We start from the raw sequence: 24,656 nt of genomic DNA, 5'->3' as shown, positions 1-24,656 counted from the left end.
TGCCGCCAGTGGGGAGGTCTCCCATGCCGCATACCCGCTACGCCCCTGACCGGGGGCTGACCGCCCGCATGGTCACGACGATGTTCTTCATCGGGCTGCTCTACGTGGTCTTCATCGGCGTGCTGCTCGCGCTGTTCAAGGGCGCCTGGCCGCTGATCGTGATCATCGCGGGAGGGCTGTTCGTGGCGCAGTTCTGGTTCAGCGACCGGATCGCGGCGTTCAGCATGGGCGCCCGGGAGGTCACCCCGCAGCAGGCGCCCGAGCTGCACGGCGCGGTGGACCGGCTGTGTGCCCTCGCGGACATGCCCAAACCACGGGTGGCCATCGCCGACACCGATGTGCCGAACGCCTTCGCCACCGGCCGAAACCAGCGGAACGCGCTGGTGTGCGCCACCACGGGGCTGCTGCGGCGGCTGGAGCCGGAGGAGCTGGAGGGCGTTCTCGCCCATGAGCTCTCGCATGTGGCGCACCGCGATGTGGCGGTCATGACCATCGCCTCCTTCCTCGGCGTCCTGGCGGGCATCATGACCCGCGCGGCGCTGTGGGGCGGGCTCAGCCGTGGCAGCCGCAACAACAACGCGGGCATCGCGGTGCTGCTCATTCCGCTGGTGGCCGCCGTGGTCTACGTGATCAGCTTCCTGCTGACCCGGCTGCTGTCCCGCTACCGCGAGCTGTCCGCCGACCGCGCCGGTGCGCTGCTGACCGGGCGGCCCTCGGCGCTCGCCGCCGCGCTGACCAAGGTGACCGGGCAGATGGCCCGGATCCCGACCCGGGACCTGCGCAAGGTCGAGCCGTTCAACGCCTTCTTCTTCGCCCCCGCGCTCTCTGGGGAGAGCGTCAGCCTGCTGTTCTCCTCGCATCCGACGCTGGAGCGGCGGCTCGAGCAGCTCGCCCGCGTATCCGCCCAGCTGGGCCAGGCGGGAAGGAGCTGAGGCGTGGGGTTCTGGGACGCCATCCTGGGCCGCAGCAAGCCGGTGCGCCCCGACCTCGACCGGCTCTTCGGGCTGCCCGGGGCCGCGGTCAGCCTGGAGGCGGGGACGGGGTTCACCCCGACCGGGCGGGGATCGGTCTGCTTCGCGAGCGTGGAGGGCGGCGCCTTCACCCAGCTCCAGCGGGACGTGCGGGAGCTGCTGGACGCGGACACCGACCGGGGCGGGGTGCCCGTGGAGTTCAGCCAGGACGCGTACGGCTACACCTGGCTGCTGGCCCGTCAGCCGCCGGACGATGTGGCGGCCCTGGTGAACGACCTCCACGCGGTCAATTCGCTGCTCCAGGACGGGGGGTTCGGCCCTCAGCTGCTGTGCTCGCTGATCGGCTTCCAGGACCCGGCGGGGCGTCCGCTCGCGCTGGTGTACCTCTACAAGCGCGGCACCTTCTACCCCTTCGCGCCGCTGCCGGGCGCCGCGGAGAAGCGGGACAACGCGCTGGAGCTCCAGGTGCGGGCGCTGCTCGGGGACGATCTGCGGATCGAGGAGGATCTGAGCCGCTGGTTCCCGGTCTGGGGCGCACCGGGCCTCTGAGCCGCGCCGGGTCTCTGAGCCGCGCCCGGCCGTAACGGCCGCCTCCGCCGAGGGGAGGGGACTGCCTGGGAGACGCCCGGGGACGGCTGGCTCGATGTCCGCGAGACGCCCGGGTGCGGCTGGGAGACGTACCGAACCCTTGGCGAGCGCCCGGAGGACGCCGGAACCGCCCACCGGAGGGACGCCCCCGGGAGAGGAAACCCACCGGCCGGGCGGGTGGCCGGGCATGGGATCGGCCTCGCGGGGCACCTTCTACCTTCACCATCGCACGTTCGGAAGGTGACCTGCGTTCGGCCAGGTGACCTGACGCCCGGGGGAGGGTCGAATGAACTACTTGCGCGGCTTCATCCCATGGATCGCCCTCGCGGTCGTGTCGACGCTCGGCTGGCAGTGGGGCGCCCTGGCCGGATTGGTGCTGGGCGGCGCGATGCTGGTGCGGGCCCGCAAGGCGGGCGCGGCCGCCGACGCGCTCATCCTCGAATACAGCACGGTCGCCTTCTTCGCCGCGCTGACGGCCTGGGCCTTCGCCCGGCCCGGCAGCGGGCTCAAGGACTACGTCGGGGCGCTGGCGCTGAGCTGGCTCGCGGTCACCGCCTGGACGACGCTCGCCGTGGGGCATCCCTTCACCACCGGTATCGCCCGGCGCCAGGCACCGCCCGAGGTCTGGCACACCCAGGTGTTCAAACGGATCAACGTGGTGATCACCGCGGCCTGGTCCACGGCCTTCACCCTCTCCGCCGCGGCCCTGGTCGTGGTGGTGTCCGCCGGTCTGGGCAGTGTGGCGGCGCTGGCGGTGCAGTTCGCCGGGTTCGTTCTGCCGGCCCTGTTCACCGCCTGGTACCCGGAGCGGGCCCGGGCCCGGCTCGCCCCGGCGGCACACCGGGCCTAGCCCGCCGCCTGTGGATACCGTGGGTAACCCCCTCCGGTCGGGGCCCGTCCCCTACGGGCGCGTCAGACCCGAGGACTAGACGAATCCCATCGTCAGGAGTGACGTCGGCCGTGCCTCACACCACTACCGTCGAACGCGTGACTGTGATCGCCACCGAAAGCCTGAGCAAGCGGTTCCCCCGCGTCACCGCGCTCGACCGGCTCTCCGTCGACATCGCACCGGGCGTCACCGGCCTGGTGGGTGCCAACGGCGCCGGTAAGTCCACGCTGATCAAGATTCTGCTCGGGCTGTCGCCCGCCAGCGAGGGTCGCGCCACCGTGCTCGGTCTCGACGTGGCCAAGGACGGCAGCGCCATCCGCGAAAGCGTCGGCTACATGCCCGAGCACGATTGCCTGCCGCCCGATGTCTCGGCGACCGAGTTCGTCGTCCACATGGCGCGCATGTCCGGGCTGCCGCCGTCCGCCGCCCGGGAGCGCACCGCCGACACGCTGCGCCACGTCGGGCTGTACGAGGAGCGGTACCGCCCCATGGGCGGCTACTCCACGGGCATGAAACAGCGGGTCAAGCTCGCCCAGGCGCTGGTGCACGATCCGCGCCTGGTGCTGCTGGACGAGCCGACCAACGGACTGGACCCGGTCGGCCGCGACGAGATGCTCGGCCTGATCCGCCGCGTCCACACCGACTTCGGCATCTCGGTCCTGGTCACCTCGCATCTGCTCGGTGAACTGGAGCGCACCTGCGACCACGTCGTGGTCATCGACGGCGGCAAGCTGCTCCGCTCCAGCTCCACCAGCGACTTCACCCAGGCGACGGCCTCGCTCGCGGTCGAGGTGACCGACACCGCCGACCACCCGGACGGCACCACGGCGCTGCGCACCGCCCTCGACCGGGCCGGGCTCACCGTCCAGCCCGCCGGCCGCGGCGCCGACGGGGCGCCCGGCTCCGACCATGTGCTGCTGGTCGACGTCGCGGGCGAGGAGACGTACGACACGGTCCGCGACGCCATCGTCGGCCTCGGCCTCGGCCTGGTCCGCATGGAGCAGCGCCGCCACCGCATCGCGGAGATCTTCCGGTCCGACGACGACCCGGACGCCCTGGGCGGGACGACCGGGTCCGGCGGACCGGCCAGCGGAAGCGCATACGGGAAGGGAGGTGCCGTCGATGCCGCCTGAGACCGTGACCCAGCAGCGCGCCGACGTCATTCACAACATCGGCTACCGCCACTACGAGGGCCCGCGCCTCGGCCGCGCCTACGCCCGGCGCTCGCTCTTCTCGCAGAGCCTGCGCGGCGCCTACGGCCTCGGCCGCTCGGCGAAGTCCAAGGTCGCGCCGATGCTGCTGTTCGCTGTGATGTGCATGCCCGCCGCGATCATCGTCGCGGTGGCCATCGCCACCAACGTGGACCAGCTGCCCGTCAAGTACACCCGCTACGCGATCATGCTGCAGGCCGTCATCGGCCTCTACACCGCCTCCCAGGCGCCGCAGTCCGTCTCCCGGGACCTCCGCTTCAAGACGGTTCCGCTCTACTTCTCGCGACCCATCGAAACGATGGACTACGTGGTGGCCAAGTTCGCCGCCATGGCCTCCGCCCTCTTCATCCTCACCGGCGCGCCCCTGCTGATCCTCTACGCCGGGGCACTGCTCGCCAAGCTGGACTTCGCCGATCAGACGAAGGGCTTCGCACAAGGACTGGTCTCCGTGGCTCTGCTCTCGCTCCTGTTCGCCGGCATCAGCCTGGTCGTCGCCGCGCTCACCCCGCGCCGCGGCTTCGGCGTCGCCGCCGTCATCGCCCTGCTGACCATCTCCTACGGTGCGGTGTCCGCCGTCCAGGCCATCGCCTGGGACCAGGCCAACACCGGCTCGGTGAGCTGGATCGGGCTGTTCTCGCCGATCACCATCATCGACGGGGTGCAGACGGCGTTCCTCGGTGCCTCCTCCTCCTTCCCCGGCGGGGTCGGCCCCGGCACCGGGACCGGGCTCGTCTACGTCCTCGTTCTCCTCGGCCTGATCGCCGGCTCGTACGGGCTGCTGATGCGCCGCTACCGAAAGGTCGGCCTGTGACCACGATCGCCATCGACAACGTCTCCCGCTGGTTCGGGAACGTCGTGGCCGTCAACGACGTGACCATGGACATCGGCCCCGGTGTCACCGGGCTGCTCGGCCCCAACGGCGCCGGCAAGTCCACCCTCATCAACATGATGGGCGGATTCCTGGCCCCCTCCACCGGGTCGGTGACCCTCGACGGCGCCCCGATCTGGCGCAATGAGCAGGCATACCGCCACATCGGCGTCGTCCCCGAGCGGGAGGCGATGTACGACTTCCTCACCGGCCGTGAGTTCGTGATCGCCAACGCCGAGCTGCACGGGCTGCCCGATCCGCGCGCCGCCGCCCGTAAGGCGCTCGAAACGGTCGAGATGGACTACGCGGGCTCCCGGAAGATCGCCACGTACAGCAAGGGCATGCGGCAGCGCGTGAAGATGGCCTCCGCGCTGGTGCACGAGCCGTCGGTGCTCCTTCTGGACGAGCCGTTCAACGGCATGGACCCGCGGCAGCGGATGCAGCTCATGGAGCTGCTGCGGCGCATGGGCGCGGAGGGCCGCACCGTGCTGTTCTCCTCGCACATCCTCGAGGAGGTCGAGCAGCTGGCGTCGCATATCGAGGTGATCGTCGCGGGCCGGCACGCCGCCTCCGGCGACTTCCGCAAGATCCGCCGGCTGATGACGGACCGTCCGCACCGCTATCTCATCCGGTCCAGCGACGACCGCGCGCTCGCGGCCGCCCTGATCGCCGACCCGTCGACCAGCGGTATCGAGGTCGACACGAGCACCGGCGCCGACGGCGGACTGCACATCCAGGCGGTCGACTTCGCCCGCTTCACCGAACTGCTGCCCCGGGTCGCCCGCGACCAGGGCATCCGGCTCCTCACGGTCTCGCCCTCCGACGAGTCCCTGGAGAGCGTCTTCTCCTACCTCGTCGCGGCCTGAAAGGAGCCCACAGCGATGTCCTCGCTCTACCACCCCACCGTGGCGCGGCTCACCTACCGGGCCCTGCTCGGCCGCCGCCGGGCGCTGATCCTCTTCACACTCCCCGGTCTGCTGCTGGTGATCTCGCTCGCCGTACGGCTGCTGACCGGGGCGGGTGACGACACGGCCGACGCGATCCTCGGCGGCTTCGCGATGGCCACCATGGTCCCGCTGATCGGCGTGATCGCCGGTACGGGCGCCATCGGCCCGGAGATCGACGACGGCTCGGTCATCTATCTGCTCGCCAAGCCGGTGAAGCGGCCGACGATCATCATCACCAAGCTGGCCGTGGCGATCGGCGTCACGGTCGCCTTCTCCGCGATCCCCACCCTGCTCGCGGGCTTCCTGCTCAACGGCAACGCGAATCAGCTGGCGGTCGGCTACGCCGTCGCCGCCGCCGTGGCCTCGGTCGCCTACAGCGCGATCTTCCTGCTGCTGGGCACCGTGACCCGTCACGCGGTGATCGCCGGGCTGGTCTACGCCCTGGTGTGGGAGACCTTCTTCGGCAACCTGGTGGCCGGGGCCCGCAAACTCAGCGTCCAGCAGTGGGCGCTGGCGCTCGGGCAGAAGGTCGCGGACGGCGATGTGATCTCGTCCGACGTCGGCCTGGCGACCGGCGTCATCCTGCTGCTGGCCGTGACCGTGGCGGCGACCTGGTACGCGGCCCGCAAGCTGCGCTCGCTGACCCTCGCGGGCGAGGAGTGACCGCTGGACCACGGTGGCGGCCACCAGTTTGGGATCGCTGACCCTCGCGGGCGAGGAGTGACCCGCCGGGGCCTCGCGAGGCGGCGGCGCCCCGCCTGATGTGCGCGGGGAGGAGTGACCCGGCGGGCCCTCAAGGAGGGGGCCCCTCGCGGGGGAGGCGTTACCCGCCCGGCTGACTCCCGGGCGGAGCAGGAGTGATCCCCCGCGCGAGCCTCCGCCCCCGGGACTCGCGCGGGGACATCCGGCGCCTCCCTGGGCTTCATGCGCGCCTTATGGCCGCCACCGTGCCGGGACGGCGGAGCGGCCACCGAACGTCTCCGCGGTGGCGGCGGTCGTCGTGACGGCCGCCGCCGCGCGGTGTCCGGGGGCCGCGTTCGCCTTGTCCAGGGCGCTACCCGCGGCTACCCGCGCCGCCGCTTGGTGCGCCGCGCCCGCCGCTGGGCCGCCTCGGCCTTGAGCGTGGCGACATCCCTGCGGACCTCGGTCATGTCCTCACCGAGATCGCAGAGCCGCTCGCTCATGGCGCAGATGACCCGTCCGTGCGCGTCGAGCCGCCGGTCCATGCCGTCCAGCCGGGCGGAGACCCTGGCCATCCACGGAGCCAGCTCCCGCAGTGTGGAGCCGACGTCCGCCAGGCACGCCTCGACGGCGTCGAGGCGGCTGCCGATCGGCCCGGCCAGCATCCGCTCGGTGAGGATCTGTTCGAGCGGGAGCTGCTCCGTTCCGGCTTCCGAACCGCTCCGGGCCGACTCCTCGACATCGAGGAGGTAGGTGCGTACCCGCCTGGCGATATCGCTGTCCCGAAGCAGCATGGCGACGTTGAGGACGGCGCGGCGGGGGTAGAGGGTGAGCTGGGTGATGGCCTGTGGATAACTCCGCTCCCATAGGTCCATTGTGGACCTATGAAAGGCGTGCAGGTCAGGGCCTCGGAGGATATGCATCCCGTTGCTGTGGAACTCCTCCCGGTGGCGTTTGGCCAGACTCTTGACGGCTTCTTCCCCAACCTCGAAGTACTCCGCGACCATGCGGGTGGTGATATGCAGCCCATCGGGCAGCATGGTCAGGATCTTGACCTTGTCGAGGACGTCCGTCCGTTCGATGACACTGTCGCGCAGCGTGCGCGACTCCAGCAGTGCGGTCTCAGGTGGCATAGGTCTGCCTTCCGGTGTGGATTTCAGGTGATGGTCACGCCCCACCAGCCAGGGGCCAGGCCGTCCGTATCCAGGGACCAGGAGCGGAGGCTGCCAACCTCTTTCGGACCCAACCGCCGTGACATCGCTGCCCGTCGATCCGTCGCCCGGCCGAGGCTCCAGCTCGCGTTGCCTCCGCGCATAACGCGTATAAGGAAGAACGATCCGACCGCGGGAGGGTCACTCGGGCCGCGCGTGTTGACGGCTCGCGCACGGCACGCGTCGTTGGACCTCGCACAGGGCGCGTCGACGGGCCCCACGCCGCGCGCTTCGATGGACCCCACGCCGCGCACCGCGAAGGGCGGGCGCCGTCTCGGGCGCCCGCCCCTGTGTGTCTCGGATGTCTCGCGTGAACCGCGGCTCAGATGTGGACCGGCTCCGCCGGGGCCTTCTCGGCGCTCGGCTTCGGGGCCGTACCGCCGGGGCCGCCCCGGACGACGGCCAGCACCAGCAGGCCCGCCGCCAGGGCCGCGACACCGGCGATCACGCAGATGCGGTCGAGCCCGGCCGCGAACGACTCGTGGACCAGCGCTCGCGCCGCGTCCGCCCGGGCCGGTGGGGCGGCGGCGACGACGGCGTCGGCGTGGCCGCCGCTGATGGCCTCGGCGGCCTGTCCGGCGGCCCGGGCCGGGACCGTGCCGCTGCCGTCGACCACGTCCCGCACCCGCGTCGCGAACACCGTGCCCAGGACGGCGATCCCCAGTGCGTAGCCCAGCTGTCGGAAGGTGTTCACCGCGCCGCTGGCCATGCCCGCCCGCTCCGGCGGGGCCGAGCCGAGGGCCGCCGAGACCAGTACCGGCATGGCCATGCCGATGCCCAGTCCGGCCAGTGCCAGGCCCGGGACGAAGGCCGTCCAGTCCGTGTCCGGGGTCACCATCGCCGCGTTGACCAGCGCGCCGGCGCCCACCAGCAGCAGTCCGCCGCCGAGCGCCCGCCCGGGGGCGACCCGGTCCAGCAGCCGTCCGCCCGCCGCGCCGACGACCAGGGAGACGCCCGCCATGGGCGTCACCGCGAGCCCCGCCTGCACCGGGCTCATGCCCAGCACCGACTGCAGCCACAGTCCGGCGTAGGTGAGGTAGGGGAAGGCCGCGGCCTGCAGCAGCAGTGCCGCCGCCATCAGCACCGCGAACGTCGGGCGGCGCAGCAGCCCGAGATCCAGCAGCGGCTGCCGCTTCCCGCGTTCCGCCGCGACGAAGGCGAGCAGCGCGATCGCGGCCGCCACCAGCGCGATGACCGTACCGGGCTCGGCCCAGCCCTCCTCACCGCCGCGCATCAGCCCGTACGTCAGCGCCCCGGCGCACACCGTGAACGAGGCGGCGCCCGGCCAGTCGATGCGTACGCCCGGCACACCGCGCGACTCGTCGATCGAACGCATCGTGATCCACACCGCGATCGCCGTCAGCGGCAGATTGACCAGGAAGATGGCGCGCCAGTCGACGTACTCGGTCAGCACCCCGCCCAGCACCGGGCCGACCGCCGCGGCCGCCCCGCTCGTTCCGCCCCACACCCCGAAGGCGATACCGCGGTCGCGTCCGGAGTAGGTGGCCATCAGCAGCGGGGTGTTGGTGGCGAACATGGCCGCCGCGCCCGCCCCCTGGACGGCGCGGGCCGCGATCAGCACCCCGGCGTCCGGTGCCAGGCCGCAGACCAGGGAGGAGACCGCGAACACCGCGAGGCCGACCAGATACAGCCGTCGCCGCCCGAAGAGATCGGCCGCCGAACCGGCCACCATCAGCAGCGCGGCGAGGGCCAGCGCGTAGATGTCCATCACCCACTGGAGGGAGCTGAAGGACGCGTCCAGACCCCGTGCCACCTGCGGCAGCGCGGTGTTCACGATGGTGACGTCTATCAACAGCATGAAATTGCCGAGCGTGATGGCGGCGAGCGGCCACCATGACCTGCGCATGACTGACTCCAAGACCTCAATACATCTCGACAAGGGAGCGAGGACCGGCCCCGAGGCCGGTCCCCGCTCCTCTTACGGTCGCTCTGACCGGGCCGTTCGCTCCAGCCGGCACCGACCCGTCGGCGGTATCCGACACCCCGCTAGCGTGGAGTGGTGGAATCCGATGCGTTCGACGACCTGGACCGGGCGCTGGTGCACGCCCTCCAACTCGACGGGCGGGCCCCGTTCAGCCGGATCGCCAGGGTGCTGGGCGTCTCCGACCAGACCGTGGCGCGCCGCTACACCCGGCTGCGGACCACGGGGGCGATCCGGGTGCTGGGGCTCACCGATCCGGCGGCGGTCGGTGACGTGGTCTGGCTGGTGCGGGTGCGGTGCCTGCCGGACGCCGCCCTGGCGGTGGCCGAGGCGCTGGCCCGGCGCACCGACACCTCCTGGGTGAGCGTGCTGTCCGACGGCACCGAGGTCGCCGCGTCCACACGGGCGGCGTCCGGGCAGGACAGCGACACACTGCTGCTGCGCAAACTCCCGCAGACGCCACGGGTGGTGGGGGTGAGCGCCCACTGTGTGCTGCACGAGTACTTCGGCGGGGAGCAGAGTCCGGTCAACAAGTCCGACACGCTGACGGACGAGCAGGTCGAGCGGCTGCGCCCACCCGCGGCCCGCCGGCCGGAGGGCCCGCGCCGGCCGGTGGGCGCCGAGGACCGCAAGCTGCTGGACGTCCTCGTACGGGACGGTCGGACGCCGCTGACCGAACTGGCCGCCGTCACCGGCTGGTCCCAGTCGACGGTGCGCCGCCGGATGGCGGAGCTGCGCGCCGACGGCACCCTGTACTTCGATGTCGACTACTCGACCCGGATGTTCCGACAGGGGGTCAGGGCCACGATGTGGCTTTCGGTGCGGCCATCGGATCTCGCCGCCACCGGGCAGACGCTCGCGGACCATCCCGAGGTGGCGTTCGCCTGTGCGACCACCGGGTCGAAGAATCTGTTGGCGACCGTGGTCTGCGCCGATGTCCCGGCCCTCTACACCTATCTGACCACCCGCATCGCCGAACTGCCCGCCGTGCGGGACATGGAGATTTCCCCGATCCTCCGGCGGATCAAGGGCCCGGGGGCACTGCTCAGCCCTCCGTCCCCCTGGCGGGCCTGAACGGCCCGCCTGTCAGCGGTCGTTGGAGATAACTTGCGAAACCCCGGTGGTCGAACACGGCCTGGACGTACTACCAGGCGGTCAAGGTCTTCGGCCGACCCCTCCGGGCCCTCGGACCGCGGCCGGTGGCCCGGTCGCCGCCGCCGGTCCCGGACGCCGGGCGGCCGCGCCGGCACCCGGCCGGTTCACCGGCCCGCCGCCGGGAAGAGCCGCTCCAGCACCACGGCGATGCCGTCCTCCGTGTTGGACGCGGTGATCTCGTCGGCGACGGCCTTGAGGTCCGGGTGCGCGTTCGCCATCGCGACACCGTGCTTGGCCCAGCCGAACATCGGGATGTCATTGGGCATGTCGCCGAAGGCGATCGCGTCGTCGGCGGTCATCCCCAGCCGGCGCGCGGCCATCGACAGCCCCGTCGCCTTGGTCAGCCCCAGCGGCAGCAGCTCCACCAGCCCGGTGCCGGCCATCGTCACCCCGACCAGGCCACCGGCGGCCGTCCGGGCCGCGTCCGCGAGCGCGTCGTCGCCCAGCTCGGCGTGCTGGATGTAGAGCTTGCTGAGGGGCTGGGACCACATCTCCTCCGGGTCCGCGAACGACACCCGGGGAATCCCCTCGTCGTCCATCCGGTACCCCTCGCCGAACAGCACCTCGCCGTCCAGCCCGTCGCGGGCCGCGGCCAGCCGCAGCGGCCCGATCTCCGCCTCGATCTTCTCCAGCGCCAGCTGGGCCACCCGGCGGTCCAGCGTGACGGAGGTCAGCAGCCGGTGCTCGCCCGCGTGGTAGAGCTGTGCGCCCTGACTGCACACCGCGAGCCCCTGGTACCCGAGGTCCTCGAGTATGTGCCGGGCCACCGGGACGGTCCGGCCGGTGACGACGATGTGCGCGGCGCCCGCCGCGGTGGCCGCGGCGACCGCCTCACGGGTCCGCGCCGAGACGGTGTGGTCCGGGCGCAGCAGGGTCCCGTCGAGATCGGTCGCGACCAGGCGGTAGGGCAGCTCATCACCCTCACCGGCGCCGTTCCGTGCGCCGTCGCTCATCGGGCTACCGGTTCCAGGACCTCGCGTCCGCCCAGGAACGGCCGCAGCGCCTCGGGCACCCGCACCGAGCCGTCGGCCTGCTGGTGGTTCTCCAGGATCGCGACGATGGTCCGGGTCACCGCGCACAGCGTGCCGTTGAGCGTGGCCAGCGGGCGGACCCGCTTGCCCTCGCGCATCCGGACCGACAGCCGCCGGGACTGGAACTCGGTGGTGTTGGAGGTCGAGGTCAGCTCGCGGTACTTGCCCTGGGTCGGGATCCACGCCTCGCAGTCGAACTTCCGCGTCGCCGACGAGCCCAGGTCACCCGAGGCCAGGTCGACCACCCGGAACGGCAGCTCCAGGGAGGTCAGCCACTGCTTCTCCCACTCCAGCAGCCGCTGGTGCTCGGCCTCGGCGTCCTCCGGGGTCGTGTAGACGAACATCTCGACCTTGTCGAACTGGTGCACCCGGAAGATCCCCCGGGTGTCCTTGCCGTACGACCCGGCCTCGCGACGGAAGCAGGAGGAGAACCCGGCGTAGCGCCGCGGCAGTTCGCCCGCGTCCAGGATCTCGTCCATGTGGTACGCGGCCAGCGGCACCTCGGAGGTGCCGACCAGGTAGAGGTCGTCCTTGTCGAGGTGGTAGACGTCGTCCGCGGCCTGGCCGAGGAAGCCGGTGCCCTCCATGGCCTTCGGCTTGACCAGCGCCGGGGTGAGCACCGGGGTGAAGCCCGCCGCGGTGGCCTGCGCCATCGCCGCGTTCACCAGTGCGAACTCCAGCAGGGCGCCGACCCCCGTCAGGTAGTAGAAGCGCGAACCGGAGACCTTGGCGCCGCGCTCGGTGTCGATCGCGCCGAGCAGCTCGCCCAGCTCCAGGTGGTCCTTGGGCGCGAAGCCCTCGGCCTCGAAGTCGCGCGGGGTGCCGACCGTCTCCAGGACGGCGAAGTCGTCCTCGCCGCCGATCGGCACCTCCGGATGGACCAGGTTGCCCAGCTGGAGCAGCAGCCGCTGGGTCTCCTCGGCGGCCGCGTCCTGCTCGGCGTCGGCCGCCTTCACGGCGGCGGACAGCTCGCCCGCCTTCTTCAGCAGCTCGGCCTTCTCGTCACCGGCGGCCTTCGGGATGAGCTTGCCGAGCGCCTTCTGCTCGGCGCGCAGCTCGTCGAAGCGGACACTGGAGGACCTGCGCCGCTCGTCGGCGGTCAGGAGCGCGTCGACGATGCCGACGTCCTCTCCACGGGCGCGCTGGGAGGCGCGCACACGATCGGGGTCCTCACGGAGCAGGCGAAGGTCAATCACCCCACCAGGTTACCGGTGTGGTCTCGGGCGCTCGACGCGATATTCCTGTGCGTCCCGGTTTGACCCCTCTTGTGGCTGTGGGTAAACCGGGGAATTCCTGTGACGGCCGCCGTCAAGGAATGCTCATGCACTCCCCTAAACGGGGCAAAGAGGCGGCGTGGAGGCGACTCTCTTCCCTTGTGGGCAGGGCGAGTTGGGGATGGGTTGTCCACAGGGGCGGCGGGAAGCCCCGGGGTTATCCACAGCCTGTGTGTGGGATCTGTGGATGTCACGGTGATCGTTTAGGCCGCCCACATGCTCGGCGATGGATTCCCCTGTCAAACCGCTTTCACACACTCCACAAGACACGAATCCCTCACTCCAAAGGGTTGCTCGGGCGAATTGGGGTGACAGGGGAATGATGTCCGGTGATGGGGGTGGATGCGGTGATTGTGGTGACAGGCGCTGCTTGCTGGTTTTGGCCATGTCGACTTATCCCCAGCACACCCCGCCAGTCTGTGGATAACTTTTCCGCAGCGGTTCCGGTGATCCCCAGGCCGGGAGGCGAGCACAGCGCCCGAAGCCGCTCTTCGGCGGCGGGGACGCGGCCGGGACGCGACTGGGAGGCGACTGGGAAGCGGCCGGGACGCGACTGGGAGGCGCCTCCGGCGGCGGCCAGGAGGCCCGGTCCGGCACGGAGCGCCGTCCGCCGGAGGCGCCGTGAGCGATGCCGGAGGCGTCAGAGGGCCCAGGGCCCCGCCCGAAAGCCCCCGCGCCCGTGCCCGTGCCCGCCGCTGCGGGTCAGGCCCGGCCGTCCTGGCAGCGGGCCAGCCACTCCGCCGCCTCCGCGAACGCCTCGTCCGAGGTCCCGTGCCGCAGCGGCGCCATGTCCTCCGGCGACATACCCGCCCGCGGATACGAGCCCAGGAACCGCACCTTCGGGCAGATCCGCTTCAGCCCCATCAGGGCCGAGCCCACCCGCCGGTCGGTGATGTGCCCCTCACAGTCCACCGAGAAGCAGTAGCGGCCGATGCCCTCGCCGGTCGGGCGCGATTCGATCCGCACCAGGTTGACCCCGCGTGCGGAGAACTCCTGGAGCAGCTCCAGCAGCGCGCCCGGGTGGTCGTCACCGAGCCAGAGCACCAGGGAGGTCTTGTCCGCGCCCGTCCAGGCCGCGGGCCGGGCGGGGCGGCCGGCCAGGACGAAGCGGGTCATCGCGTTCTGCGCGTCGTGGATGTCGGTGACCAGCGGCTCCAGACCGTACCGGGACGCGGCGAACTCGCCCGCGAACGCCGCGTCGTACCGCCCCTCCTGCACCAGCCGCGCGCCGTCCCCGTTCGAGGCGGCCGACTCCCACACGGCGTCCGGGAGGTTCGCCGCGAGCCAGTTGCGGACCTGGGGCTGGGAGACCGGGTGCCCGGTCACCGTCTTGATGTCCGCGAGCGTGGTGCCCGGCCGCACCAGCAGCGCGAAGCTGATCGGCAGCAGCACCTCGCGGTAGATCATCAGCGGTTCGCCGGTGGCGAGCTCGTCGAGGGTCGCGGTGACGCCGCCCTCGACCGAGTTCTCGATGGGCACCAGGGCGGCCGCCGCGGCGCCGGAGCGCACGGCGTCGAGTGCCGCCGCCACGGAGACCATCGGTGCCAGCTCCCGGGTGGCGGCCTCCGGCATGGACCGCAGGGCGGCCTCGGTGAAGGTGCCCTCGGGGCCGAGGTAGGCATAGCGGCTGGCCGACATCACGGTCGCTCCCTGTGATCAGACGAGACCCGTCACGATACCCGTGTCGGCCCGGCCGGCCGACCGCTTGCCGAGCACCCATGGGCGCACCGGCTCGGACGCGGCTCGTCCCTTCCCTATCCCTCCAAGAGTGCCTGACCCACGTACTCCCCCGGGGCGCAGCCCGGCGGCACCGCGAACAGCGCGCTCGCCTCGTGCCGCAGGAACCGCGAGAGATCGTCGCCCAGGTCCAGCTTCCGCTGCACCGGGACGAACCCCTTCATCGGATCCGCCTGCCAGGCGATGAACAGCAGCCCGGCGTCCGGCGCCCCGTCGGCGCGGAAGCCGTCGTGGTACGAGAAGGGCCTGCGCAGCATCGCGGCGCCCTGGTTGGACGCGGGCGCCGCGACCCGCACATGGGCGGCGCCCGCGATGGCCAGCGAACCGTCCGCGTTGACCTTGTCGAGCCGGACCGGGGTGGTCTCCGTGCCGCCGGACAGCGGGGCGCCGTCCGACTTGCGGCGGCCGATCACCTTCTCCTGCCGCTCCAGGGAGAGGTGGTCCCACGCGTCCAGCAGCATCCGGATGCGCCGGACGACCGCGTAGGAACCGCCCGCCATCCACGCGGGCTCCCCCTTCTCCGGTACGAAGATCCGCCGCTCGAAGTCGTCGTCCGTCGGCTTGGGGTTGTTGGTGCCGTCGATCTGGCCCATCAGGTTGCGGGTGGTCATGGGGCGGTCGGTGGCGCCGGGGGTGCGGTTGAAGCCGTTCATCTGCCAGCGCAGCCGGGCCGTTCCGGCGGCCTCGCGCTGCAGTGCGCGCAGCGCGTGGAAGGCGACGAGCGCGTCGTCGGCGCCGATCTGGATCCACAGGTCGCCGTCGCTGCGCTTGGGGTCGAGCGCGTCCGAGACGAAGTGGGGGAGCGGGGCGAGTGCCTCCGGCAGCCGGTCCTCGAGCCCCACCTTGCCGAAGAAGGTCCGGCCGAAGCCGAAGGTGACCGTAAGGGAGGAGGGACCGGCGTCGAGCGCGATCCCCGTGTCGTCCGGCGGGGCCTCGCCCGCCGTCAGCTGCCGGGCCGTCCGCGACCAGCGGCGCAGCAGGGCGGCGGCCGCCTTACGGTTCGCACCGGCCTTCAGGTCGAAGGCGAGGAGATGGCCGTGGGCCTGGAGGGGGGTGGTGATGCCCGCCTGGCGCCCGCCGTGGAAGGGCACGGCGGTCGCGCCCACGGAGGTGAGGGGTTCGGGTGTCTCCCGCGCCGCCTCGGACGCGTAGGCACCGGCGGCCCCGCCGGCGACCAGTCCGGCCGCGCCCGCGGCGCCCGCCGAGCCCAGCAGACGCCGCCGGGAGATGCCGGGGGAGGGTGCTTGCTCTGTCGTCATTGAGCGACTTTCACGTTCCTGGTCTCCGTCACCTGGTCGATGTCGGAGGTCCGTACGGTCAGGGAGAGCTGCCAGGTGCCGGCCATGGGGAGCTGGACGGTCCTGGCGCTCCAGTGTCCGGTGGACAGGTGCTCGAGCGGGACGCGCAGCGGCCCGATCCCCTTCTGCCCGAGCGTCAGCGACACCTTGACCTCGGGCACGTCCACGGGGCGGTCGGCCAGGTCGGTGGTGAAGACATGCAGCGCGTTGTCCCCCGGCAGGGCGGGTTCGATCATGACCACGGCCTTGCCGCGGCCGCTCTTGGGGCCGGTGTCGTACGGGATGAGCACGCTCACCGGGTCCACGTTCAGCCGGTCGCCGGGGTTCGTGGCCGCGGCGGTCCGCCCGGTCTCGGCCCGGCCGGGCTGGGTGGCGCTCAGCACGGTGGCCACCGCGAGCAGCACCACGGCCACGATGGTCTCGGCGAGCACCGACCGGCGCAGCCCGCTGCGCACCGGGTCGGCGTCGCGCTTCCGCAGCGTGGCGGTCCTGTTCCTGGCGGCCTGCTGGCGGGCGAGCTGGGCGGCGCGGACGGGGTCGTCGGCGGCGGTGCCGCTCCCGGCGCTGTCACCGGGCCCGGCACCGGACTCCTCGCCGGGCTCGGTTCCGGCATCGGCGGGGGCGTCCGCGACCGTGCCGGCCGCGCCGGTACGGACCGGCCGCGCGGACTTCACCGCGTCCTTGATCCCCGCCGCGTTCTCCGGCTCCCCCTCGGCCTTCGCCGCGTTCTCCGTCTCCGACGGGGTCTCCGGCTCCGACGGGGTGTCCGAACCGGCCTCCGAACCCGCCTCCGCGGCAGTCCCCGAGGCCGTCGTCGAAGAAGCCCCCGCTGTCGTCCCCGTGGCGTCGCCAAGGCGGCCGGTCCAGCGTCGCGAGACGGCCGCGATGCCCACGAGCACCGCCACCAGACCCACCTTGACCAGCAGCCATCGCCCGTACTCTGTGTCGGTCAGCGCGCCCCAGGAGCCCACCTGCCGCCACGACTGGTACAGCCCGGTGACCACCAGGGCGACGACCGAGCCGAAGGCCAGCCGGGAGAAGCGGCGCACCGCCGCCGGCTCGATCGGCTCGCCCGCCCGGAGCGTCACCGCGAGCGAGGCCAGGCCGCCCAGCCACACCCCGACCGCGATCAGATGGATCACGTCCACCGGCATGGCCAGCTGCCGCTGGAGGCCGACCGAGGCGTGCTCGGCCATGGCCCAGGTCGCGGCGAGGCCCACGGACATCACCGTGCCGCCGAAGCCGAGCCCGAAGGCGAGGTCCTGGCGGCGCCGCGGGTCCGCCTCCGGATCCGCGGCGCGACGGGTGTACGAGCCGAAGAGGACGGCCAGGAAGACCGCCGCCGCGCCGAGCAGCAGCAGCCGGGACAGCAGCGCCGCCCCCGGCTTGGTGGACAGCACGTCGCCCAGCCTGCCGAGGTCGAGGACGCCGCCGAGCCCCTCGCCGTCGGTGTACGGCCCGCGCAGCAGCAACAGCACCAGGCTGGACGTGAAGAGCGTCACCCAGCCGCCCACGGTGATCTTCCGCACCGGGCGCGAGGACCGGCAGAGCCCGGCGAACACGCTGCCGCCCACCAGCGCGGCGAAACCGCCGTAGGCGGCGTAGCGGCCGATCCCGTAGAGGGCGCTGACCGTACTGTCGGACGCCCCGCCCGTCGGCACCTTCGCCTTGGTCTTGGACGGCGCGCCGATGGAGAAGGTGAACGCGCCGCTCACCGGGTGGCTGTCCTCCGAGACCGCCTTCCACGCCACCGTGTAGGTGCCGTCCGGAAGCCCGGAGTGCAGCCCGGCCGCGGCGGTGGACGACTTCCCGCCGACATGGGCGGTCTTCCCGGTGTCCACGCGCTTGCCGCCGGGGTCGAGCACGCGCACCGAGTCACCGGAGAGCAGCACGCCCTCCGAGAAGGTCAGCGTGACCGCCCGGGGAGCGGTCTGCACCACCGAGCCGTCCTCGGGGTCGGTCGAGGTGAGCGCGGCATGCGCGGACGCGGAGTTCGCGCCCACGCTCAGCGCGCACAGCAGCGCGGCCAGCAGGGCGCCGCAGATCGCCACGAGCCGCCGTGCCATCGGCCGCCGGGCGGTCGCGGCGGTCGCGGCGGTCCGGGCGGGGGTCGCGGTGGGCCCGGCGGTGGCCGGGGAGGTCAGCGAGGGCATCGGGCGTCAGTCCTTGGGGCGGTACGTCGTGGGCTCGACCGGGACTTTGATCTCGATGGGGTCGGAGGTGGCGAAGTGCAGGGTGAAGGTGACCTTCTCACCGACCTTCGGCCGGTGGGTGAGATCTGTCAGCATCAGATGATCTCCGCCGCTGCTCAGGTCGAGCCGGCCGTTCGCCGGGACGTCGAGCGAGCCGACCTGCTTCATCCGGGTGCCTTCGGTGCTGTGCAGGGTGACCTCGGCGGCGAGCGGGGTGGTGACGGACGTCAGCTCGTCGGCCCCGCCCCCGGTGTTCCGCACGGTCAGGAAGCCCGCCGCCATGTCGGTCATGGGCGGCCGCGGGAGGTAGGCGCCGCTCACGGACAGCTTCGGGACGCCCCCGTGGCCGGTGGCGTTCCCGCCGTCCCCGCCGTTCCCGCCGTTCCCGCCCCCGTCGCCCGAGCAGGCGGCGAGGGCGGCGGACAGACCGAGGGCGAGGGCGGCGGCGGTCGCCTTACGGATGCCGGGACGCCTCGGCGTCACGGGTTCCGCCCCTCGATGATCTTCGGCAGGTCCTTGGCGTACCGGTCGGCCGAGGCGTCCGTGGTGTAGAGCCAGTGGCCCTTGTCGTCCTTGGGCGAGAAGCCGATCACCTCGGCGCCGTGGCTGACGGTGACGCTGCCGTCCTTCTCCTTCTTCGGCTTCTCGACGTAGATGCCCAGCGAGCGCGCGGCGGCCTCGATGGTGTCGAAGCCGCCGGTCAGGCCGACGAAGTCGGTGCCGCCCTGGGCGTCGAGCCAGGAGCGGATCCGCTTGGGGGTGTCGCGGGCGGGGTCGGTGGTGACGAAGACGACCCGCAGCTTCTCCCGCTCGGCCTTGGACAGCTTCTTCTCGGCGATGCCGAGGTTGCTCATGGTGAGCGGGCAGACGTCCGGGCAGTGGGTGTAGCCGAAGAAGAGCAGGGTGGGGCGGCCCTTGGTCTCCTTGAGCAGGTCGTACTTCTTGCCGTCGGTGTCGGTGAGGATGAGGTCCGGCTTGGTCTTGGCGGCGTCGAGGACGAAGGCGTGGCCGGGCTTCTGGCCCCCCTTGACCTCGGCGGCGGCTTTGTCGCCCGTGCCCCCGCCGTCGGAGCCCCCGCAGGCGGTGAGGGTGAGCGCGGCGGTGGCGACGAGCGCGGTGGCCAGGATCTTGGTGCGCATGGAGCTGTTCTCCAAAGAGAGGTGGATCGGTGGCGCGGGGGCGGCGGGCACGAGGGGCCCGCCGCCCCGCCGGGCCGCGTGGCCGGTTCGGGGCCCGCGGTGTCCGGCGGTACGCGCCGTCGGTTCGGGTGGCCTGGGGTCAGGCGGAGCGGCGGCGGCCGGCGACCACGCCGAAGGCGACACCGGCGGCGCCGATGACGATGCCCGCGATGCCCAGCACCCGGGCGGTGGTGTCGCTGCCGTCCTTGTCGTCCGAGGCGTCCGAGGCGGCGGCCTCGGACCCCGCCGTCGCGTCCTTGGCCTTGCCGGAGGCCGCGTCGGCGCCCTGGCCGTCCGCGCCCTTCGCCGGGTCGACCAGCTTGAGCACCGGTGCGGGGTTCTCGGGCTCGGCGGCGCCCTCCTTGGGCTCCTCGATCCAGCGCACGACCTCCTTGTTGTCGTACGTCTGGAGCGCCTTGAACACCATCTGGTCGGCGTCCTCGGGCAGTTGGCCGACCGAGACCGGGAACTGCTGGAACATCCCCGGCTCGATCTTCCCGCCGGACCAGGTGACCTTGGTGACCGCCTCGTTGATCTTCTCGCCGTGGGACTCCACGGGCTTGGCGAGCTTGGACTTGGTGACCTTGATGTCCCAGCCGGGCACCGGCTGGGGCATGACCGAGGCGAGCGGGTGGTCGCTGGGCAGGGTCACCTCGAGCTTGACGGTGGAGGCGTCGTCGCGCTCGTTGGGCACCTTGAAGTTGATGGTGCTGTAGCCGCCCTTCTCGGCCTCGCCGGGCTGCACGCTGACGTGCGCGAAGGCCGGGCCCGCGGCGAGCAGCACCAGGCCGCCCGCGGTGAGGCACCCGACGACCGGCAGACGACGGAGACGCTTGGCGTTCATGTCAACACTCCAGGGACAGGAATGATCAGGGGGTGGGCGCGCGTGCGGTGCCGCCGCGGCCGCCCTCCGGTCCCGCTGGAGGAGGGTCGCGTCGGTCAGGCCGCGAGGTGGTAGCCCGGCGGTCCCCGCCTGATCACGCTGTGCTGGAGGACGAGGGCCGTCGTCCCGCCCTCGTCCCGCTCGGCCGTGCGCGGACCGCACGGCCCGCCGTAAGGCGCCCACGGGCCGGCCAGGAGCATCCGTACGAGCCGCAGGGCGGCGCGCAGCGCCCGTACGAGCGCGGCCTCCGCGACCCCGCGCGCCCCGTCCGCCGACAGCCGTACCGCCCGCCATACGGCCCGCTCGCCACGGCGCAGCAGCCAGCCGATGGCGAGCGCGGCGAGCAGATGGCCCAGGGTCATCGGCAGCGACGGCAACAGCCCCGGCAGCCCGGCCGCGTGTCCGGCCGGGGCGCCGGGGGACGCCATGGTGTGCGGGCCGGAGGCGTCGATGCCCGCGTGCGCGACGATCCGGTGGGCCGTCGCGGCGTCGGGCCGGCCGGGGCCCGAGGCGCACAGCAGCCTGGCGGCCAGGCCGATCACATGGCCCTCGGCGGTGTCGGCCCGGTGGGCGGCCTCCGCGGCGGCGGCCGCCCGCTGCTGCCCGAGGGTGAAGAGCGTGTGCAGCGCGAGCTGCCCGGTGGCCAGCAGGGCCGCGATCCCGGGCAGCGACCGCTCCCGCCCGGCCAGCGGCAGCGCGACCGTGAACACCGCCGCGCAGCCCACGCCCACCGTCCACAGCGGCACGGTCGCGCAGGAGGCCAGCACATGCCCCGCCGCGGACAGCACGACACAGACCGCGGTGAACACCGCGGCCCGCAGCATTCGCAGATCGGCGCCGGCGCGGGCGACAGGGGAAGCCATGGCGGCGCCATCATCCCACTGGGCGGGCGCGTTCCCTACGGCGGGTGGGGCGTACCGGCGCACACCGGGACAGGCCCATACACCGGTTCGCGCATCGAGCGCGTCCGCTGAATGAGCGGAGTCACGCCGATAACACGCTTACGGACCATGGACCCAGGCAATACGTAACGGTATGTCGAGCCGCGGCCGGGAGGCTGGAGCATGAGCATCTGGTGGTCACTCCATTTGCCCCGCGAGGCGGCGAGCGTTCCGCTCGCACGGCGACTGCTCCTCGGCACCATGGAGACGGCCGGAGTGGATCCGGAGATCTCCTACGATCTGTCGGTCGCCCTCTCCGAGGCGTGTGCGAACGCGGTGGAGCACGGGGGTCACGACGGCACGGGCGGGGATTATCGAGTCACGGCCTACATCGACGGCGACACCTGCCGTATCGAGGTCACCGACTCCGGTCCCGGCTTCGCCGGTCGCGGCACCGTCCGCCGTTCCGCCCGCGCCCGGGACGAGCGGCGTCCGGCGGGCGCGCCGAGACCGCAGCAGCCGCGCAGTCCGGCTCCGCCGCAGGCGGAGCACGGGCGGGGGCTCTTTCTCATCGAGGCCCTCACCGACCACGTCCGCTACCGCGACCGTCCGGGTCGCGGCGGGGTGGTGGTGAGCTTCGACAAGATCCTCAAGTGGCGCGAAGGAGCGCTGCTCAGAGCGTCATGACCGTGTCGTGACCGTGTCGCGGTGGCGCCGTGGTGGCGCCGTGGCCGCGTCGGCGACTCTGGAGCGGGGGCCAGGGGGCCAAGGAGCCCATCCATCGCCCTGGCGGGGGTGCGGGTTCCGCACCGGGAAGGAGCGGGCCGTCCCAGCGCTCACCGAGGTGGTCACGCCGCTGCCGGGCGGTGTCCCGGACGAGGTCCGCGGGCGGGCCGCCCGGCATGCCGAGGAGCGGGAGCCGGTCCGGCGCCCTCGTCGTCGTAATCACGGTGACCCCCGCGAGGGGTTCAGGCGCCACCGATAACGGACCGGGGGAGCGGCGGCGCCGCTCCCCCAGGACTCTGACCGGGCGGGTCACCCGCCGCCTCATCAGGCGGTCAGCCGGGCCATCCACGCCTCGACGTCGTCGGCGGTCCGCGGCAGCGCCGCCGACAACACGCGGTTGCCGTCCTCCGTCACCAGCACGTCGTCCTCGATCCGGACGCCGATGCCCCGGTACTCCTCGGGCACGGTCAGATCGTCGGCCTGGAAGTACAGCCCCGGCTCGACCGTCAGGCACATACCGGGCTCCAGGGTGCCGTCCACATAGGTCTCGGTGCGGGCCACGGCGCAGTCGTGGACGTCCATCCCGAGCATGTGGCCGGTGCCGTGCAGGGTCCAGCGGCGCTGGAGCCCCAGCTCCAGCACCCGCTCGACCGGGCCCTCGACCAGGCCCCACTCGACGAGCTTGGCGGCCAGGACGCGCTGGGCGGCGTCATGGAAGTCGCGGTACTTCGCACCCGGCCGGACCGCCGCGATGCCCGCCTCCTGTGCCTCGTACACCGCCTCGTAGATCTTGCGCTGCAGCGGGCTGTAGGTGCCGTTCACCGGGAGGGTGCGGGTCACGTCGGCGGTGTAGAGGGTGGTGGTCTCCACGCCCGCGTCCAGGAGGAGGAGATCGCCGGCGCGGACCGGGCCGTCGTTGCGCACCCAGTGCAGGGTGGTGGCGTGCGGGCCCGCGGCGCAGATGGAGCCGTAGCCGACGTCGTTGCCCTCGACCCGGGCCCGGAGGAAGAACGTTCCTTCGATATAGCGCTCCGAGGTGGCCTGCGCCTTGTCCAGAACCTTGACGACGTCCTCGAAGCCGCGGACCGTCGAGTCGACGGCCGCCTGCAGCTGTCCGATCTCGAACTCGTCCTTGATCAGGCGCTGCTCGCTGAGGAAGACCCGCAGCTCCTCGTCGCGCTCACCGGTGACCTTGTCGGTCAGGGCGGCCTCCAGGGCGGCGTCATGGCCGCGCACGATACGGACCGGGCCGGTCGCGGCCCTCAGCTCGTCGGCCAGCTCGCGCACGTCCTTGGCGGGCAGCCCCAGTCGCTTCTCGGCCTCCGTAAGGCTGAGCCGGCGGCCGACCCACAGCTCGCCCTGGCCGTCCAGCCAGAACTCGCCGTTCTCCCGGTCGGAGCGCGGCAGCAGGTACAGCGTCGCGGTGTGGCCGCCGCCCGCCTCGGGCTCCAGCACCAGCACACCGTCCTCGGTCTGGTCGCCGGTGAGGTACGCGTACTCGGTCGAGGCACGGAAGCTGTAGTCCGTGTCGTTGGAGCGGGTGCGGAGGTTGCCGGCCGGGATGACCAGACGCTCGCCGGGGAACCGGGCGGAGAGCGCGGCGCGGCGGCGGGCGGTGTGCGGGGCCTGCGGGATCGGCTCCAGGTCGCGCAGTTCGGTGTCCGCCCAGCCGGACTTCATGTTCGCGGCGAGCTCGTCGGAGACGCCTGGGTAGAGGCCGTTCTTCCGCTGCTTGATGGGCTCCTCGCCTTCCGGGGTCTCCGGGGCTGCGGGAGTGGGCTCCTCGGTCACGTCATCCTCCTCGAACTGGACCCCTCCCATGGTATGTGCGGGGACAGGGCGGCCGGGAGGGCGTCAGGCCCCGGCGGCCCCCGCTCCAGCGGACCCCTGCCCCCGCTCGAACCGGCCGGACCCGCCGGCGCTGCACTGGGCGCCTTGACGTCGTTCACGTTTCGGTGGAGAGCGGGTCCGGGGCCCCGCCCCCGTTTCGGCCGCGCCTGGGCGCCCACGGTCCCGCCCGCGCTCCGGCCGGTACGCGGGCGGGGTCGCGGGCGCCCGCACCTCAGTCGAAGTGGGCCACGAGCAGCACGACGTCCTCGGCGCCGTCCTCCGAGGGCCGCCCCGCGGGGGCCGCCGGGCCGTCGGGCAGGACCGTACGGAGCACATGGTCGGCGAGGGCGTCCGGATCGCCCCGGACCCCCTTGGGGGCGCTCGCCGCCGCCGTGTGCAGCCGGGCGAAGGCCCGGTCCATGGGCTCCCCGGTGCGGTGGAGCAGCCCGTCGCTGTAGAAGAGGAGCGTTTCTCCGGGGGACGGTTCGATCTCGACGCTGGGCGCCTCCCAGCACGAGAGCATGCCCAGCGGCGCGGACAGGGTGGTCTCCACGAACTCGGTCCGCCGCTCCCCGGTGAGCAGCGGCGGGCAGTGCCCGGCCCCGGCCAGCACCACCCGGCGCGTCCCGGGCTCGCAGTAGGCGAAGAGGGCGGTCGCGGAGCGGGCGGGTTCGGTCAGCCGCAGCAGCAGCTCCAGGTCGGACAGGACGGCGACCGGGTCCTCGCCCTCCATCACGGCGTACGCCCGCAGCGAGGACCGCAGCCGCCCCATCGCGACGACGGCGCTCGGCCCGGAGCCGGTGACGCCGCCGACCGAGAGCCCGAGCGCCCCGTCCGGCAGCGGCAGCGCGTCGTACCAGTCCCCGCCGCCGCGCGGGCCGGGGTGGTGGCGGACGGCCAGGCGCACCCCGGGGATCCGGGGCAGCCGGGTGGGCAGCAGCTCCTCCTGGACGGTCGCCACGGCCGCGCGGGCGCGGGAGAGCTCGATCAGCCGGGCGATGTGCGCGGCGGCGTAGCCGCAGTACAGGCCCACCAGGTGGCGCTGGCGCTCCCCGGGCTCGGCGGGCTCGTCGTAGAGCCAGGCGGCTCCGCCGAGCCGCCCGGAGGGGCCGCCGGCGCCCATGGCGGCGGCGATGCCGGACGGGGAGACGGCGGCCGGGGCG

22 protein-coding genes are annotated in these 24,656 nt (G+C 72.7%); 9 read left to right on the top strand and 13 right to left on the bottom strand.

Annotated elements, in window-relative coordinates; translation table 11 throughout:
• The first annotated feature begins 23 nt into the window (after positions 1-23).
• From htpX to AXW62_RS30370, 7 genes are all read left to right on the top strand, one after another.
• Positions 24-932, top strand: a complete 909-nt coding sequence (gene htpX / locus AXW62_RS30400; protein WP_030830183.1) for a zinc metalloprotease HtpX — start codon at positions 24-26, stop codon at positions 930-932.
• Positions 933-935: 3 nt separating this feature from the next.
• Positions 936-1,520 carry a PspA-associated protein PspAB gene (gene pspAB, locus AXW62_RS30395; protein ID WP_030830181.1) on the top strand — a complete coding sequence of 195 codons (585 nt, stop codon included), beginning with the start codon at positions 936-938 and terminating at the stop codon, positions 1,518-1,520.
• Positions 1,521-1,845: 325 nt separating this feature from the next.
• Positions 1,846-2,409 (top strand): hypothetical protein, encoded by a 564-nt coding sequence (locus AXW62_RS30390; protein WP_060947336.1) that lies wholly within the window; start codon positions 1,846-1,848, stop codon positions 2,407-2,409.
• Between the two features lie 110 nt (positions 2,410-2,519).
• Positions 2,520-3,581, top strand: coding sequence for an ABC transporter ATP-binding protein (locus AXW62_RS30385; protein WP_079115878.1), 1,062 nt, complete (start codon positions 2,520-2,522; stop codon positions 3,579-3,581).
• Positions 3,571-4,470 (top strand): ABC transporter permease, encoded by a 900-nt coding sequence (locus AXW62_RS30380; protein ID WP_060947334.1) that lies wholly within the window; start codon positions 3,571-3,573, stop codon positions 4,468-4,470. Before AXW62_RS30385 ends, AXW62_RS30380 begins: the two co-directional genes overlap by 11 nt.
• The gene (locus AXW62_RS30375; protein ID WP_030830170.1) at positions 4,467-5,393 is read left to right on the top strand and encodes an ABC transporter ATP-binding protein; all 927 of its coding nucleotides are present in this window, start codon (positions 4,467-4,469) and stop codon (positions 5,391-5,393) included. Before AXW62_RS30380 ends, AXW62_RS30375 begins: the two co-directional genes overlap by 4 nt.
• Positions 5,394-5,408: 15 nt before the next feature.
• Complete coding sequence (locus AXW62_RS30370) at positions 5,409-6,137, top strand: ABC transporter permease subunit (protein ID WP_060947333.1); 729 nt, start codon at positions 5,409-5,411, stop codon at positions 6,135-6,137.
• Positions 6,138-6,538: 401 nt separating this feature from the next.
• Here the strand turns inward: AXW62_RS30370 and AXW62_RS30365 are convergent, their stop codons facing one another.
• Together AXW62_RS30365 and AXW62_RS30360 are read right to left on the bottom strand one after the other, a co-directional pair.
• Positions 6,539-7,288 (bottom strand): hypothetical protein, encoded by a 750-nt coding sequence (locus AXW62_RS30365; RefSeq protein ID WP_060947332.1) that lies wholly within the window; start codon positions 7,286-7,288, stop codon positions 6,539-6,541.
• A gap of 400 nt (positions 7,289-7,688) precedes the next feature.
• Positions 7,689-9,233: an MFS transporter gene (locus AXW62_RS30360; RefSeq protein WP_060947331.1), complete on the bottom strand. Its 1,545-nt coding sequence runs from the start codon at positions 9,231-9,233 to the stop codon at positions 7,689-7,691.
• 153 nt (positions 9,234-9,386) lie between these two features.
• Here AXW62_RS30360 and AXW62_RS30355 point away from each other — a divergent pair, with 153 nt between their 5' ends.
• Positions 9,387-10,382, top strand: a complete 996-nt coding sequence (locus AXW62_RS30355) for an Lrp/AsnC family transcriptional regulator (RefSeq protein WP_060947330.1) — start codon at positions 9,387-9,389, stop codon at positions 10,380-10,382.
• A gap of 185 nt (positions 10,383-10,567) precedes the next feature.
• Here AXW62_RS30355 and AXW62_RS30350 read toward each other — a convergent pair whose 3' ends face one another.
• From AXW62_RS30350 to AXW62_RS30310, 9 genes are all read right to left on the bottom strand, one after another.
• Positions 10,568-11,416, bottom strand: coding sequence for an HAD family hydrolase (locus AXW62_RS30350; protein ID WP_060947329.1), 849 nt, complete (start codon positions 11,414-11,416; stop codon positions 10,568-10,570).
• Positions 11,413-12,690: a serine--tRNA ligase gene (serS, locus tag AXW62_RS30345; RefSeq protein ID WP_060947328.1), complete on the bottom strand. Its 1,278-nt coding sequence runs from the start codon at positions 12,688-12,690 to the stop codon at positions 11,413-11,415. Before serS ends, AXW62_RS30350 begins: the two co-directional genes overlap by 4 nt.
• Positions 12,691-13,470: 780 nt before the next feature.
• Positions 13,471-14,406: a prephenate dehydratase gene (gene pheA / locus AXW62_RS30340; RefSeq protein WP_060947327.1), complete on the bottom strand. Its 936-nt coding sequence runs from the start codon at positions 14,404-14,406 to the stop codon at positions 13,471-13,473.
• A gap of 116 nt (positions 14,407-14,522) precedes the next feature.
• Positions 14,523-15,764: an iron uptake transporter deferrochelatase/peroxidase subunit gene (gene efeB, locus AXW62_RS30335; RefSeq protein WP_060947326.1), complete on the bottom strand. Its 1,242-nt coding sequence runs from the start codon at positions 15,762-15,764 to the stop codon at positions 14,523-14,525.
• Positions 15,761-17,956 carry a copper resistance protein CopC gene (locus AXW62_RS30330; protein WP_079115877.1) on the bottom strand — a complete coding sequence of 732 codons (2,196 nt, stop codon included), beginning with the start codon at positions 17,954-17,956 and terminating at the stop codon, positions 15,761-15,763. Before AXW62_RS30330 ends, efeB begins: the two co-directional genes overlap by 4 nt.
• Before the next feature lie 6 nt (positions 17,957-17,962).
• Positions 17,963-18,478, bottom strand: coding sequence for a copper chaperone PCu(A)C (locus AXW62_RS30325; RefSeq protein ID WP_174556451.1), 516 nt, complete (start codon positions 18,476-18,478; stop codon positions 17,963-17,965).
• Positions 18,475-19,134, bottom strand: coding sequence for an SCO family protein (locus AXW62_RS30320; RefSeq protein WP_060947325.1), 660 nt, complete (start codon positions 19,132-19,134; stop codon positions 18,475-18,477). Before AXW62_RS30320 ends, AXW62_RS30325 begins: the two co-directional genes overlap by 4 nt.
• 139 nt (positions 19,135-19,273) lie before the next feature.
• Positions 19,274-20,017, bottom strand: coding sequence for a YcnI family copper-binding membrane protein (locus tag AXW62_RS30315; protein ID WP_060947324.1), 744 nt, complete (start codon positions 20,015-20,017; stop codon positions 19,274-19,276).
• A gap of 95 nt (positions 20,018-20,112) precedes the next feature.
• Positions 20,113-20,919, bottom strand: a complete 807-nt coding sequence (locus tag AXW62_RS30310; RefSeq protein ID WP_060947323.1) for a hypothetical protein — start codon at positions 20,917-20,919, stop codon at positions 20,113-20,115.
• Positions 20,920-21,120: 201 nt separating this feature from the next.
• Here AXW62_RS30310 and AXW62_RS30305 point away from each other — a divergent pair, with 201 nt between their 5' ends.
• Entirely contained in the window at positions 21,121-21,624 is a 504-nt protein-coding gene (locus AXW62_RS30305) for an ATP-binding protein (RefSeq protein ID WP_030830131.1), read from the top strand.
• Between the two features lie 363 nt (positions 21,625-21,987).
• Here the strand turns inward: AXW62_RS30305 and AXW62_RS30300 are convergent, their stop codons facing one another.
• Positions 21,988-23,484, bottom strand: coding sequence for an aminopeptidase P family protein (locus AXW62_RS30300; protein ID WP_060947322.1), 1,497 nt, complete (start codon positions 23,482-23,484; stop codon positions 21,988-21,990).
• A gap of 241 nt (positions 23,485-23,725) precedes the next feature.
• A partial coding sequence (locus tag AXW62_RS30295) for a PP2C family protein-serine/threonine phosphatase (protein ID WP_159060988.1) occupies positions 23,726-24,656 on the bottom strand: 931 nt, incomplete at its 5' end.

This window comes from Streptomyces hygroscopicus subsp. hygroscopicus (assembly GCF_001553455.1).
Taxonomy (GTDB): Bacteria; Actinomycetota; Actinomycetes; order Streptomycetales; family Streptomycetaceae; genus Streptomyces; species Streptomyces hygroscopicus.
The sequence above is the reverse complement of the archived record's forward strand: the minus strand, read 5'-3'. Positions and strand labels throughout refer to the sequence as shown.